This is a genomic window from Pseudomonas sp. GW821-FHT03C07 (genome assembly GCF_059420925.1).
Map to the genome: position 1 here is coordinate 313,241 of NZ_JBWKUQ010000005.1, position 13,597 is coordinate 326,837.

Consider the following 13,597-nt stretch of genomic DNA (forward strand, 5'->3'; position numbering starts at 1 on the left):
GCCGGACCGCCGCATAGGCAGACTCCAGGTCGCCCGATCTCTTAAGGATACCCCCGCAATGTTCAAGTATTTGCCCATCGCCCTGGCACTATTCGCCTCCCTGGCCCAGGCCGATGCCACACTCGACAAGATCCAGGCCCGGCACAAGATCAGTGTCGGCGTGATCCTCAGTGGCCCGCCATTCGGCACTATCGACCCGGCCACCGGCGCCCATCAGGGCTATAACGTCGAACTCGCCAAGGGCCTGGCCCAGCGCCTCGGTGTGGAGTTGGAAAGCGTCTCGGTGCTGGCGCCCAACCGTGTGCAGTTCCTGCAACAGGGCAAGGTCGATGCTCTGATCGCCAATATGCAGTTCACCGAAGAACGCGCCGAGATCCTCGACTATGTGCCCACGCCTTACGAAGAAGTCGGCGGCGCCGCGCTGATCCGCAAGGGCGCTGGCATCACCCGCTGGGAAGAGCTCAAGGGCAAGCCGGTCTGCGTTTCCCAGGGCAGCAACTTCACCAAGCCCCTGCAGGAAATCTACGGCGCGCAGATCAAGGCGTTCCGCAGTCAGTCCGAATCGCTGCTGTCCCTGCGCGGTAATGGCTGCGTGGCTGCGGTCCACGTGAGCCCGACCATGCACAGTCTGCTCGACGAGGCCGAATGGTCCGATTACGAGATCCCGTTGCCCACCGACCTGATCCCGTCCCGTTCGGTAATCTGGGTGCGCAAGGGCGAAAAGGATGTGCAGGCCCGTCTCGACGCGATTGTCCGCGACTGGCACCGCAGCGGTTGGCTGATCGAACTGGGCAAGCGCAGCGGCATACCACCGTCCCAGGCGCTGCTGCAGCTGCATGAGCAGTTCAAGGCTGCGGCTCCATTGGCGCAGCTACCATGAGCGGATTGTTCGCGCAGTTACAACAACTGCTGGGCGCCGCCCATGTCCAGGACTCCGTTGCCGGCCGCGCGTTTCTCAGCGACAAGCACCGTGTCTTCCATGGCCAGGTTATCGCCGTGGTGCACCCGGCCAGTACCGAGGAAGTCGCCGCCGTGGTGCGGGTCTGTGCTCACCATGGCGCACCGTTGGTGGTGCAGGGCGGCAATACCGGTCTGATGGGCGCGGCCACCCCGGATGCCAGCGGTAACAGCGTGCTGGTTCTGCTCGACCGGATGAACCGTATTCGCCAACTCGATACCGCCAACGACACCGTCACCGTGGAGGCCGGGTGCATCCTGCAGAACCTGCAGGACGCGGTCCGTGACGTCGGGCGCCTGTTTCCCCTGAGCCTGGGCGCGCAGGGCAGTTGCACCCTCGGCGGCAACCTGGGCACCAATGCCGGCGGCACCGGCGTGTTGCGGTATGGCAACACCCGCGAGTTGACCCTGGGCCTGGAAGTGGTGACCGCCGACGGCGATATCTGGAACGGCTTGCGCGGGCTGCGCAAGGACAATACCGGCTACGACCTGCGCGACCTGTTTATCGGCAGCGAAGGCACCCTGGGCATCATCACCGCCGCCACCTTGAAACTTTTTCCGTTGCCCAAGGCGCAGAGCACCGCCTTGCTGGCATTCGACTCCCTGGAACAGGCGGTCACTTTCCTGTCCCATGCCCGCGCCGGTTTCGGTGCCGACCTGACAGCCTTCGAACTGATGTCCGCCGCCTGCCTGACGCTGTTGCGCCAGCAGTTTCCCGCCGACCCGCAGCCCTTTGCCCAGGCACCGCAAGCCTGGTTCGCGCTGTTGGAGCTGTCCGACAACCACAGCGCCGAACATGCCCGGGAGTCCTTCGAACGGGTGCTGGGCGAGGCCTTCGAGCTGAACCTGCTGGCCGATGCGCTGATTGCCGAAAGCCTGGCCCAGAGCGCCGCGCTGTGGCAGTTGCGGGAAAACATGAGCGAAGCCCAGGCCCGCGAAGGGCGCAACATGAAGCATGATATCTCGCTGCCGATCTCGCGGATCGCCGACTTTGTCCGCGAGACCGACGCCTTGCTGCAGGAGCATTTCCCCGGCGTGCGCAACCTGACCTTCGGCCACCTCGGCGACGGCAACCTGCACTACAACGTCGCCGCGCCCCTCGGCCAGCCGGTCGAAGCGCATATGGCCCACTATGCGGCGCTCAGCGCCCTGGTGCATCGCAACACCCACGCCCACGGCGGTTCCATCAGTGCCGAGCACGGCATTGGCCAACGCAAGCGCGCGCTGCTGGCTGAGGTCAAGAGCCCGTTGGAACTGGACCTGATGCGGCGAATCAAACAAGCCCTCGATCCCCGTGGCTTGCTCAATCCAGGCAAGGTGCTGCCATGACTGTTCGACTGTCCAAACGGGTGCAAAGGGTTTCGCTGTCGGCCAATGCGGCGGCCAAGTCCCGGGCTACGGCCCTGCGCGACGGCGGTCGCGACGTGCTTGACCTGACCACTGGCGAGCCGGATTTCGATACCCCGCTGCATATCAAGGAGGCCGCCTCTGCGGCCATCGTCGCCGGGGCGACCAAATACACCGCGACACCAGGTGTACCGGCCTTGCGCGAGGCGGTACGGCGCAAACTCCAGCGCGAGAATCGCCTCGACTATGCACTGCCACAGATCGTCATCGCCAACGGCGCGAAACAGATCATCTTCAATGCCTTTGTCGCGACCCTCGACGAGGGCGATGAAGTGCTGGTGCCAGTGCCGTACTGGCCGTCTTTCCCGGACAGCGTGCGGATCAACGGTGGCGAGCCGGTGTTTATCCCGTCGACCCTGGAGCAGGGCTGCAAGCTGACCCCGGCGCAATTGGACGGGTTGATCAGCGAGCGCACCCGCTGGCTGATCCTCAACAGCCCGGGCAATCCCAGCGGTGCGGTGTACAGCGCCGATGAACTGGGCGCGTTGGCCGATGTGCTGCGCCGCCATCCCCAGGTGCTGGTGCTGCTCGATGAGTTGTACGAGCACATCCGCTTCGACGGCCAGCCGCCGCTGAACCTGCTCAATGTCGCGCCGGATTTGCAGGCGCGCTGCCTGCTGGTGGGCGGCGTGTCGAAGACCTACGCCATGACCGGCTGGCGGATCGGCTTCGGTGCCGGTCCCCTGGCGCTGACCACGGCCATGAGCGTGGTCCAGTCGCAATCGGCATCCGGTGCTTCGTCGGTCAGTCAGGCGGCGGCCTTGGCGGCCTACGACGGCGGGCTGGATTTCCTCAAGCCGCAAGTGGCGGCCTATCGGCTGCGCCGCGATCTGCTGGTGGCGGCCTTGAGCGAAGTCGACGGGCTCGAAGTGTTGCAACCCGAAGGCGGCTTTTTTGTGTTCGTCCGTTGTGCCGGCCTGATCGGTTGCTTGCGTCCGGACGGTCAGGCCATCGGCAGTGACAACGAACTGGTGGACTATCTGCTGGAGGAGGGCGTTGCCGGGGTCGCGGGCAGTGCCTATGGCCTGTCGCCCTGGTTCCGCCTGTCGATTGCCACGACCACTGACAGTGTCCGTGAAGCCGGCCGCCGGATCGCCGCGGCCTGCGCTCGCCTGGTCGAGGGCTCGGCGTGATGGAAACCTTTGTGCAAGGGGCCGCCCACCTGGGGCTCAACTACCGCTTCCTGCTGGATGCCTACCAACGCGGCAGCCTGATCGACGGGGCCTGGACCACGCTGCTGCTGTGCGTGCTGACCATCATCGGCAGTTTGCTGGCGGGAATCACCCTGGCGGCGATGCTCACCAGCGGGAACAAGGCGTTGTCGCGCCCGGCCCGGGTGTTCGTCGAGGTCACCCGCAATACGCCGACCCTGGTCCAGCTCTACTGCGCCTTCCTGGTATTGAATATGCTGCTGACCCAGGCGGTGGGCGCGGCCAACCCGCTGACGCCGTTTGCCTGGGTGGTGATCGTGATTTCCCTGCACAAGGGCGCCTTTCATGCCGAAGCCCTGCGCGCCGGGATCGAGGCGGTGCCGGCGGTGACGATGGAAGCCGCCAGTTCGCTGGCCTTCAGCCGTCGCCAGTTGCTGTGGAACGTGCAGCTGCCACTGGCCCTGCGCTTTGCCCTGCCGTCGCTGGTCAACAACCTGATCGACCTGGTGAAGATGACCGCCGTGGCTTCGGCTATCGCCGTGGGCGATATCACCTACGCCTCGATCATGATCTGGACCCAGAGCGACAACGTGCTGGAACTGATGATCCTGATGCTGAGCTTTTTCGGGGTTTTGAGTTTTATCGTCAACTGTGTGGGCCGGGCGTTGGAAGCGCGGTTGAGGATGCCCGGTTATGGTTATTGAAGCCTTGTGGCAATGGTCGCCGGCGCTGGCCGTGGGCTTTGCGCAGAATATCCTGATCAGCCTGCTGGCGATTGCCATCGGCTCGCTGCTGGGCTTGCTGATCGGTGCGCTGGGGTTGTCGTCGCTGCGGATCCTGCGCCTGCCGGCACGCTTGTGGGTGCAGTTGTTTCGCAACGCGCCCTGGCTGGTATTGATCTACTTCACCACCTACGTGTTTCCGTTCGAAATCCATGTCGGCAGCTACTACCTGCCGTTTCCCGACTGGCTGAAGGTCACCGTCGGCCTGGCACTGCCGGCCAGCGCCAACGTCGCCGAAATTTTTCGCGGGGCCATCGGCTCGATCCCCGGTACTCAATGGGAGGCCGCGCGCTCCCTGGCCTTCAGTCGCGGCCAGTTGTTTCGCTCGATCATCCTGCCGCAGTGCTTCAAACGCATGTTGCCACCCTGGATGAACCTCTATGCGGTGATCACCATGGGCACCGCGTTGGCTTCCCTGGTGGGCGTGCATGACCTGATCGACACCGCGCAGATCGCCAGCAACACCGTCAACCGCAGCGGTTTCACCGTGCTGATCTACTTCAGCGTGCTGGCGTTGTTCTTCGTCTATTGCTACCCGATTTCCCGTCTGACCCAACGCCTGGAGCGACGCTATGCCTTCTACTGAACCCCTCGTCAGCCTGCGCGACCTGCACCTGTCGTTCGGCGCCAACGCGGTGCTCAAGGGCATTGACCTTGATGTGCAACGCGGCCAGGCGGTGTCCATCATCGGGCCTTCGGGCTCGGGCAAGTCGACGATCCTGCGCTGCATCACCGGGCTGCTCAAACCTCAGCGCGGCACCATTCGCGTCGGCGCCACCGAGGTGCAGCAACTGCAGCGCGAGGCGGAGCTGATCGAGTTGCGCAAGCGGGTCGGTTTCGTCTTCCAGCAATACAACCTGTTCCCGCACCTGTCGGTGCTGGACAACCTGCTGATTGCCCCGTGCAAGGTGCTCGGTCGCCGCCGCGCCGACGCCGAACAGGAGGCCCGGCAGCTGCTCGCCAAGGTGCGCATGGAGCACAAGGCCGAGGCCTTTCCCGGGCAACTGTCCGGCGGTCAGCAACAACGGGTGGCAATTGCCCGTGCCCTGGCCATGCGCCCGGAGCTGATCCTGTTCGATGAGGTGACCTCGGCCCTCGACCCGGAAACCGTCGGCGAGGTGCTGACGGTGATTCGCGAGTTGACTGAGGAGGGCATGACTTGCGTGCTGGTGACCCATGAAATGCGCTTTGCCGAGGAAATCAGCGACCGGGTGTATTTCACCGAAAACGGCCTGATCGTCGAATCCGGCAGCGCCCACCAGGTATTCCAGCAGCCGCAAAGCGAGCGCACCCGCGAATTTCTCCGGCATGCCTTGGGCGATGTCGGCCGTCGCCACCTGCAACCCGATCCGTATTGGCTGAACAATATCAGCCGCTACAGCCTGTCCGTCTGACCGTGATCCACCTGATAAGGAGCCTGCCCATGAGCACCACCGAACGCGCCAACGTGATCGAATCTTTCCTGGTGAAGATCCGCGCCATCCACCAGCGCGGCGTCGACCGCGCCGCTTTGCAAGAGATCGTCGCCCTGTTGGAAGCTCTCGCCGAGCGCCGTGATCTGTTCAATTTCGAAACCTTTCCGGCACCCGTGGCCGGCGAGGGCAATACCGCCTTCCGCTATCGCCTGAACGACGACGGTGAAACCCCGACCCTGTACCTCAACTCGCTGCTGCCGGGCAAGAACACCATCGCCCATAACCACGAGACCTGGGCGGTGATCAGTGCCGTCGAAGGCCAGGAACTCAACCGTGTCTATGCCCGCGCTGACGACGGCAGCGACCCTGAGCGCGCCGAGCTCAAGCTTGAGCGTGAAGTGGTGGTGCAGCCGGGTACCTCCATCGCCTTCCTCGGTGAAGACCTGCACAGCATCCGCGTCGATGGCGAGCAGGCGACCCTGCATTTCCATCTCTACGGGCGTCCGCTGGAATCGCTCAACGGCCGCTATGGCGTGCAGGACGACGGCAGCATCCTCAACTACAACGCTTCGCAGATGGCGCCTTCGATCAAGGCTTACGCCGCATGATCGACCTCCATTACTGGCCGACGGCCAATGGCTTGAAAGTCGGGATCCTGGCCGCGGACGAGCGCTCGTGGGGGCTGGAATGACCTCTTCACTGGAAAGCAGGGTTTCTGTGAGTAAAACCATTACACCGGCACAGTTGCAGCAATGGCTGTTCGACGGGCGCGAAATCGCCCTGTTCGATGTGCGCGAACACGGCCAGTACGGTGAGGCTCATCTGTTTCACGGGGTGCACTTGCCCTATAGCCGCCTGGAGCTGGAAGTCCGTCGTCTGGCACCCGAGCCGCGAGTGCGGCTGGTGATCTACGACCAGGAGGGCGGCGAACTGGCCGCCCGTGCCGAGCAACGCCTGCAAGCACTGGGCTATGAGCAGGTGCACATCCTGCAGGGCGGTGCCGACGGTTGGCAGGCGGCGGGCTTGCAGTTGTTCGCCGGCGTGCATGTGCCGTCCAAGGCCTTTGGCGAGTTGGTGGAAGAAGCCTGCCATACGCCGCATATCAGCGCGACTGAACTGGCCGACTGGCAGGCCCGGGGCAAACCCTTGGTGTTGCTGGACGGTCGACCGTTCGACGAATACCGCAAGATGACCGTTCCGGGTTCGGTCTGCTGTCCGAATGGAGAGTTGGGTTATCGCCTGCACGATCTGGTGGAGGACCCATCGACGCCGATCGTGATCAACTGCGCCGGGCGTACCCGCAGCATTATCGGGGCGCAGACGCTGATCAACCTTGGGGTGAAGAACCCGGTCTATGCCCTGGAAAATGGCACCCAGGGTTGGTTCCTGGCTGACCTGCAACTGGAGCATGGCAGTACCCGCCGCTACGCTGATGCGGCACCGCCGGCCGGTATCGAGCAGCAGCGCGAGGCTGCCCGCGTGCTGGCCCGGCGTGCCGAGGTGCCGACGGTCACGGCGGCGCAGGTCACGGCCTGGGCGCAGGCGGGCGAGGGCAGTCTGTTTCTCTGCGATGTGCGCAGCGCCGAAGAGTTTGGCCTCGGCAGCCTGCCCCGCGCGCAACATACGCCAGGCGGCCAGTTGATCCAGGCCACCGACCTGTATATCGGTGTGCGCCAGGCGCGGCTGGTGCTATTCGACGACGATGGCGTGCGTGCCCCGGTCGTTGCCAGCTGGCTGCGCCAGTTGGGGCACGATGCCCGGGTACTGGAAGACGGACTGTACAGCGGTTTGCGCTTGCCGGTGGCTGCAGCCTTGCCGTTGCCCGAGCTGCCCGTGCTTGAGGCTCGGGATTTGTCCCGTGAACTGGCTGAAGGCGCGGTGGTGCTGATCGATCTGCGTCCGAGCATGGCCTTTCGCAAAGCTCATCTGGTCGGTTCGCGCTGGTCGATCCGTTCGTTGCTGGCCGCTGAAGTGGCCAATGAAGAACGGCCTCTGGTTTTACTGGCGGACGATATCGCCGTGGCGCAGTTGGCGGCCCTGGAGTTGCCCGAGGTCCAGCGGGCGCGGCTGCGGTTTTTCCGCGCGGACCTGTCGGCCTGGAAAGCGGCCGGGCTGACGGTGAGCAACGACCCGTCGGCGTTGCCTGACGAGCGTTGCATCGATTTCCTGTTTTTCACCCACGATCGTCATTCCGGCAACAAGGACGCGGCGCGCCAGTACCTGGCCTGGGAAACCGGCCTGCTGGGGCAAATGACGCCGGCGGAGATCGCCAGCCTGAAGCCGCTGGCACCCGCCAAGGCGCCAGTGGATGTACGGACTCGGCTGATTCACGCTGCTCGTACCGTCAAGGGCAGTGGCCCGCGTTCGGTGAACGTGCCGGTCACCCGCTTGAGTACCGTACTGTTTGACAGTCTGGCGGATATGCGTGACGCCCGCCGCCGCCGCGACAGCGAACGGGTCCTGAGCTATGGCGCCCGGGGCAACCCGACGGCCTTTGCTCTGGAAGACCTGGTGACGGAGCTGGAAGGCGGCCATCGCACACGTCTGTTCGGTACCGGGCTGGCGGCGGTGGCGCAGACCTTCCTGGCCTATCTGCGCCCGGGCGACCATGTGCTGATTAGCGATGGCGTCTACTTCCCGGTGCGGCGTCTGGCGCAGGAGTTCCTCGCGCCCTTCGGCATTGAAGTCGGCTATTTTCCGGCGGACGGCCGGGATATCGAGTCACGCCTGCAGGCCAACACCCGGATGGTCTATTGCGAGTCGCCGAGCTCCTTGCTCTACGAACTGAACGACCTGCCGGCCATCGCGGCCCTGTGCAAGCCGCGCGCTATCCTGCTGGCGGTCGACAATACCTGGGGGTCGGGTTACCAGTACCGGCCGTTGGCCCTGGGGGCGGATATCTCGATCATGGCGTTGACCAAGTACCTGTGTGGTCACAGCGATGTGGTCATGGGCAGCGTCTGTACCTGCGCGGCCGCTTGGCCGGCGCTGGCGCGGATGAGCGACAGCTTTGGCAACACGGTGAGTCCCGACGATGCTTATCTGGTCCTACGCGGTGCGCGGACCCTGGCGGCGCGCCTGGAGGTGCACCAGCGCCAGGGCCTGGAAATCGCCCGCTGGTTGCAGACGCAGCCGCTGGTGCGGCAAGTGTTCCATCCGGCCTTGTCCACGCACCCGGATCATGCGCTATGGGTGCGGGATTTCAGCGGCAGCAACGGGTTGTTGTCGTTCGAGTTCGCCGAGGCCGATCCAGGGCAGTTGCAGCGTTTTATCGGCGCCTTGCAGCTATTCGGGCTGGGCGCTTCGTGGGGCGGCTATGAAAGCCTGGTAACGGTGGCGGATGTGAGCGACCGGCAGTTTGCCGGGCCGAGGCGCAATCCGCTGATCCGGCTGCATATCGGCCTGGAGGCGGTTGCCTCGCTGATCGAAGATTTGCAGCGCGGTTTTGCCGCCCTGGCACGACCCTCCACCTAGCACGGTCTCCCTGTAGGAGCTGGCTTGCCAGCGATGGCGGCCGCAAGGCCGGTACAAGCCTCAAGGGCCTCATCGCTGGCAAGCCAGCTCCTACAGGTCCGCGTTCTGCCTCTGAATCCGGGTCATCAGCCGTGGTTCTGCTCGGTCAGACGTTGTACCGCCAGGCGCCGGTAATGCGAAGGGGTCATGCCCTTGAGTTGCTGGAAGCGCCGGTTGAAGTTGGAGATATTGTTGAAGCCGGACTCGAAGCAGACATCGGTCACTGGCTTGTCGCCGTCCGCGAGCAATTCGCAGGACTTGCTGATGCGCAGGCGATTGACGAATTCGACGAAACAACGGCCGGTGGCCTGCTTGAATACCCGGGAAAAGTAGGTGGGTTTCATGCCCAGGTACTCGGCCACTTCTTCCAACGGCAGTTCGCGGGCGTAGTGGGCAAAGATGTAGTCGACCGCCCGGTTGGTGCGGTCGATATTGTGCTCGTCGGCCAGTTGTGGTGTGGTAGCGCCAGACAGCAACTGGTAGTCGTCACAGTTGCCCAGCAGTTCCAGCAGGATCAGGAAATGACCGAGCCGGGTGACCCCCCGGGAGTCGGCGATACGTTGCATCAGTGTCGTGGCCTGGCGCACGGTGTGCTGGCAACGGAACTCGATGCCGTACTGGGCCCGTTCCAGCAGCGGTGTCAGGGCTTTCAGCTCGGCAAACACCAGGTGGCCGCTTTCGAACAGTTCGTCGGTGAAGTTCACCAGCATGTCGCGCTTGGGTACCACTTCATCCTCGGCCACCTGGCTGATCCAGTTGTGGGGCAGGTTGGGGCCGGTCAGGAACAGGGTCTGCGGGTAGAAGTTGCCGATATAGTCGCCAATGAACACCTTGCCGGAGCTGGCGACGATCAGGTGCAGCTCGTATTCCTTGTGGAAATGCCAACGAACCAGGGGGCAGGGAAAACCATGCTGGCGATAGATGATCGACAGGCCGTTGTGGTCGTCCATCAACTCGTAGGAGGGGTCGGTGACGCGGGCTGCTCGGGTCATGCCTGGCTACTTTTTGTCGTTTTTTGTTGTGGGCGCCTGCCGATAATGCCCTCATCCTCGCCATCGCGCCAGTTGCACCGTGCCCAAGATGGGCCCGTGCCAGGCGCCGGACACCTGGAGCGCCAGTCATGAAAACCCTCCTGCTGATCGGCATGGGCCCCGGGCACCCGGAGCAGATCACCGTGCAGGCGATCAACGCGCTCAACCGCGCCGCGGTGCTGTTCCTGCTGGACAAGGGCGAGGCCAAGGACGATCTGCTGAATCTGCGCAAGGCCATCTGCGAGCGTTATATCCAACAGCCCGGCTGCCGGCAGGTCCAGGTCAGCGATCCGCTGCGCGAGGACTCGGCGGCGTCCTACGAGGCGGGGGTCGAACACTGGCATCGGCAGCGGGCCAGCCTGTTTGCACGACTGATCGACGAGGAGCTCGGCGAAGATGAGTGCGGTGCGTTCCTGGTCTGGGGCGATCCGGGGCTCTATGACAGCACCCTGAGGATTCTCGAGCGGGTTCGCGCGCTCGGCGGTCCGGCGTTCGCCGTCGAGGTGATCCCGGGCATCAGCAGCATCCAGGTGCTGGCCGCGCACCATCGGATTCCGCTGAATCGCATCGGCGAGCCGCTGCTGATCACCACCGGGCGGCGTCTGGCGGCGGCCGACCTGGACAACGTGGTGGTCATGCTCGACGCCCGCTGTGCGTTCGGCCAGTTTGCCGACCAGGACCTGGAGATCTATTGGGGCGCCTACCTGGGCACCGAAGACGAACTGCTGGTGGCCGGCAAGCTGCACGAGGTCGGCGAGCGGATTCGCCGTGTGCGCGAAGCGGCGCGCAAGCGCAAGGGCTGGATCATGGACTGTTACCTGCTGCGCCGGCCACTGAAGTCCTGATTGTGGTGTGGGAGCGGTGCGGCGGTCCGACAAGCCCCGCGCCAACATCCGCAGATTTTTAGTGTTTTCACTCGATTCGAGGGGAAGGGGACTACAGGGCATTTTCTCCTCTGTCAGTTAAGGTTCGTCGGTTTACACACCTGAATCGACGAGGACAACATGAAGGCCACGCCGCCGCGCTGGGTGAATGATCGTCGCTGCTTGCAGATCTGGCTGACCCTGCTCGGATCGGCCTTATCCCTGACGGTCGAATGCGCTTCCCTGGTCTACCTGCCCCATCGTTCAGGTACCTTTGTCATCGACCCGGCCAGCCTGGCCGTGTCCTTGCTGCACCGCGACGAACACCGGCCCCCGGACCTGCTCAGTGCCGCGGCCTTCGACAAGGACACTCAGGTCATCGAGCACACCGGCAACCGCTGGCGGGTCCGACAGGCTGAGCAGGATTTCAGGGTCGAGGTCGGGATGGACCGGGAGGCCCTGGTGGTGACGGTGCATGCCCAACAGCCGGGGCGACTGGAGTGGCCTCGGCCCATCGACGGCGGGGCGATCGAGGCCCATGCGATTCCGTTTGGCGAAGGCGCCTATATTCCCAGTGATGATCCGAAATGGCTGGACTGGCTGCTGCGGCGCTATCAGCCATCGCGGCTCAACGGCGTGCTGTCGATGCCGTTCTGGAGCGAACTGCGCAAGGACTATTCACTGACCTGGATCGTCGAGACGCCGTTCAACACCAGTTTTGGTATCAAGGAGCAAAACGGTCGCCCCGTGCCGACCCTCGGCCATACCTTCAATCGCTTGGCCCCCGATGCACCTTACCGGGTGCGCATTGTCGTCGGCCCGCGGGAGTCGCTGATCGGCGCACGGCTGTACCGGCAATGGCTGCGGGATAACGATCAGTTCGTCTCGTTGCGCGAGAAAATCCACAGCCAACCGCAGATTGCCCAACTGGGCGGCGCGCCGCATATCTATCTGTGGGATGCCGGGCCGCTGAAGGCTGGCGATGTCCTGCACTGGCCGGAGTTCCTACGCTTTTTTGCCCGCCACCGCGACGATAGCGATCACCTGGCGTCCAGGCTCTGGGGGGCCTTCGAACTCAAGGCCCGTGAGGCCTTCTTGCTGGCGCTGGGCGAAGCCGATAGCGCCTCTGAGCAGGTTCCGCCTTTTGCCCGGATCCAGGTGATCCGGGCGATCAACTCCGGGTTGCCTGCGGTGATCGTACGCGAGGCCCGGGCGCCGTTGCCCGGCAATCACGATCCGCAGGCCGAGGTGGCCTGGGCGCAAACGGTGCGTCGGCAGTTGCGCGAGGCCTTTGGTGATCTGCTGGCGCCGGCCGAGCGCTGGGGCGGTGGGTTGTCCCTCGACACCGTTGTCGCCTTGCAAGGCGCGGGTCTGGCGCGGGCCTGGTTGGGCGCCGATGACTGGCGCGACACCTTCTGGCACCCCGAGGCGGTGGACGCCGCCAAGGCCGCCGGCTACCTGGTGTCGGCCTACGACAGCTACGGCAGTGCGCATCCGTCGAATCTGCAAGCCAGTTGGGCGACCGCGAAGATGGGCGATGAACTGGCCGCCGCCGGTTATACCGATGAGCAGGGCAAGAAAGTCCAGGGCTTCAATGGTCGAGGGGTCTACGTCAATCCACGCCGTGTCGAAGCCTATGCCAAGCGGCGGATCAGCGCCGTGGCGCAGGCGGGGCGCCTGAACAGCTACTTTCTCGATGTCGATGCCGCCGGCCCCGAGTTCAGTGATTACACGCCGGGCCGGGAAACCAGCCAGGTGCAGGATGCCGAGGCGCGCCGCCGGCGTCTGGCGTATCCGGTCCAGGCGCTGGACCTGGTCACGGGCAGCGAGGGTGGGCTGGCCTTCTATGCGCCGGTCATCGCCTTCAGCCATGGCATTGCCACCCAGCCCTTTGCCTGGATGGACGCGGATATGCGCAAGAACAAACGCTCGCGCTATTACCTGGGCGGCTATTGGCCGCCGGAAACCCCCAACCTGTATTTCAAGGCGGTGCCGTTGAAGCCGGAGGTGGCGCGCTTCGTGACCTCGGCCGAGTTTCGCTTGCCGCTGTATCAGATCGTGTTGCATGACAGCCTGGTCAGTACCCATCACTGGGAGTACGGTTCGCTGAAATTTTCCAGCGAACGCGAGGTCACGGCGTTGCTGCAATTGCTGTACATGGTGCCCCCGCTGTATCACCTCAACGATCAGGTGATTTCCCGCGATTTGCCGCTGATCAGCGCCTACGACAAGGTGTTCCGGCCCCTGCACGAGCGCCTGTTCAGCCAGGCCATGGATGACTTCCAGATCCTGTCCGCGGACCGCCTGCTGCAGCGCTCGACCTTTGCCGACGGCACGCTGATCACCGTCAACTTTTCCGTCCGGCCCAGCCGCACGCCGGAAGGTCGGCAGCTGCCGCCGTTGTCGGCGCATGTCGTGGTCTCCGGCGAGCCGGCGCAACTGATCGAGATCCGCCAGGTCCTCGGCGCCTCCTGAACA

11 protein-coding genes are annotated in these 13,597 nt (G+C 64.2%); 10 read left to right on the forward strand and 1 reads right to left on the reverse strand.

What is annotated here, in order from left to right; translation table 11 throughout:
• Positions 1-58: 58 nt before the first annotated feature.
• The 8 genes from AC07VG_RS13170 to metC all read left to right on the forward strand — a co-directional run bounded on the left by AC07VG_RS13170 (position 59) and on the right by metC (position 9,186).
• A complete protein-coding gene (locus AC07VG_RS13170; RefSeq protein ID WP_495021315.1) occupies positions 59-880 on the forward strand; it encodes a transporter substrate-binding domain-containing protein in 822 nt (273 codons plus the stop codon).
• Entirely contained in the window at positions 877-2,286 is a 1,410-nt protein-coding gene (locus tag AC07VG_RS13175) for an FAD-binding oxidoreductase (protein WP_495021316.1), read from the forward strand. Before AC07VG_RS13170 ends, AC07VG_RS13175 begins: the two co-directional genes overlap by 4 nt.
• The gene (locus AC07VG_RS13180) at positions 2,283-3,497 is read left to right on the forward strand and encodes an aminotransferase class I/II-fold pyridoxal phosphate-dependent enzyme (protein WP_495021317.1); all 1,215 of its coding nucleotides are present in this window, start codon (positions 2,283-2,285) and stop codon (positions 3,495-3,497) included. The genes AC07VG_RS13175 and AC07VG_RS13180 overlap by 4 nt, the downstream gene beginning before the upstream one ends.
• Entirely contained in the window at positions 3,497-4,219 is a 723-nt protein-coding gene (locus AC07VG_RS13185; RefSeq protein ID WP_495002149.1) for an amino acid ABC transporter permease, read from the forward strand. Before AC07VG_RS13180 ends, AC07VG_RS13185 begins: the two co-directional genes overlap by 1 nt.
• Complete coding sequence (locus tag AC07VG_RS13190) at positions 4,209-4,883, forward strand: amino acid ABC transporter permease (protein WP_495002150.1); 675 nt, start codon at positions 4,209-4,211, stop codon at positions 4,881-4,883. Before AC07VG_RS13185 ends, AC07VG_RS13190 begins: the two co-directional genes overlap by 11 nt.
• Complete coding sequence (locus AC07VG_RS13195; protein WP_495002151.1) at positions 4,870-5,691, forward strand: amino acid ABC transporter ATP-binding protein; 822 nt, start codon at positions 4,870-4,872, stop codon at positions 5,689-5,691. Before AC07VG_RS13190 ends, AC07VG_RS13195 begins: the two co-directional genes overlap by 14 nt.
• Before the next feature lie 29 nt (positions 5,692-5,720).
• Positions 5,721-6,320 (forward strand): cysteine dioxygenase family protein, encoded by a 600-nt coding sequence (locus AC07VG_RS13200; protein WP_495002152.1) that lies wholly within the window; start codon positions 5,721-5,723, stop codon positions 6,318-6,320.
• A 109-nt stretch (positions 6,321-6,429) separates the two neighbouring features.
• Positions 6,430-9,186: a cystathionine beta-lyase gene (gene metC, locus AC07VG_RS13205; RefSeq protein ID WP_495021318.1), complete on the forward strand. Its 2,757-nt coding sequence runs from the start codon at positions 6,430-6,432 to the stop codon at positions 9,184-9,186.
• A gap of 125 nt (positions 9,187-9,311) precedes the next feature.
• Here metC and AC07VG_RS13210 read toward each other — a convergent pair whose 3' ends face one another.
• Positions 9,312-10,217 carry a helix-turn-helix domain-containing protein gene (locus AC07VG_RS13210; RefSeq protein WP_495002154.1) on the reverse strand — a complete coding sequence of 302 codons (906 nt, stop codon included), beginning with the start codon at positions 10,215-10,217 and terminating at the stop codon, positions 9,312-9,314.
• Positions 10,218-10,345: 128 nt separating this feature from the next.
• Here AC07VG_RS13210 and cobF point away from each other — a divergent pair, with 128 nt between their 5' ends.
• Both cobF and AC07VG_RS13220 read left to right on the forward strand, forming a co-directional pair.
• Positions 10,346-11,101, forward strand: coding sequence for a precorrin-6A synthase (deacetylating) (gene cobF / locus AC07VG_RS13215; RefSeq protein WP_495002155.1), 756 nt, complete (start codon positions 10,346-10,348; stop codon positions 11,099-11,101).
• A gap of 159 nt (positions 11,102-11,260) precedes the next feature.
• A complete protein-coding gene (locus AC07VG_RS13220; RefSeq protein ID WP_495002156.1) occupies positions 11,261-13,594 on the forward strand; it encodes a glycoside hydrolase in 2,334 nt (777 codons plus the stop codon).
• Positions 13,595-13,597 lie beyond the last annotated feature (3 nt).

Excerpts from the sequence above, each read along its gene's own strand:
- cobF (WP_495002155.1), top strand. The coding sequence starts at position 10,346 with ATGAAAACCCTCCTGCTGATCGGCATGGGCCCCGGGCACCCGGAGCAG.
- AC07VG_RS13200 (WP_495002152.1), top strand. The coding sequence starts at position 5,721 with ATGAGCACCACCGAACGCGCCAACGTGATCGAATCTTTCCTGGTGAAG.
- AC07VG_RS13220 (WP_495002156.1), top strand. The coding sequence starts at position 11,261 with ATGAAGGCCACGCCGCCGCGCTGGGTGAATGATCGTCGCTGCTTGCAG.
- AC07VG_RS13180 (WP_495021317.1), top strand. The coding sequence starts at position 2,283 with ATGACTGTTCGACTGTCCAAACGGGTGCAAAGGGTTTCGCTGTCGGCC.
- AC07VG_RS13190 (WP_495002150.1), top strand. The coding sequence starts at position 4,209 with ATGGTTATTGAAGCCTTGTGGCAATGGTCGCCGGCGCTGGCCGTGGGC.
- AC07VG_RS13185 (WP_495002149.1), top strand. The coding sequence starts at position 3,497 with ATGGAAACCTTTGTGCAAGGGGCCGCCCACCTGGGGCTCAACTACCGC.
- AC07VG_RS13175 (WP_495021316.1), top strand. The coding sequence starts at position 877 with ATGAGCGGATTGTTCGCGCAGTTACAACAACTGCTGGGCGCCGCCCAT.
- AC07VG_RS13195 (WP_495002151.1), top strand. The coding sequence starts at position 4,870 with ATGCCTTCTACTGAACCCCTCGTCAGCCTGCGCGACCTGCACCTGTCG.
- AC07VG_RS13170 (WP_495021315.1), top strand. The coding sequence starts at position 59 with ATGTTCAAGTATTTGCCCATCGCCCTGGCACTATTCGCCTCCCTGGCC.
- AC07VG_RS13210 (WP_495002154.1), bottom strand. The coding sequence starts at position 10,217 with ATGACCCGAGCAGCCCGCGTCACCGACCCCTCCTACGAGTTGATGGAC.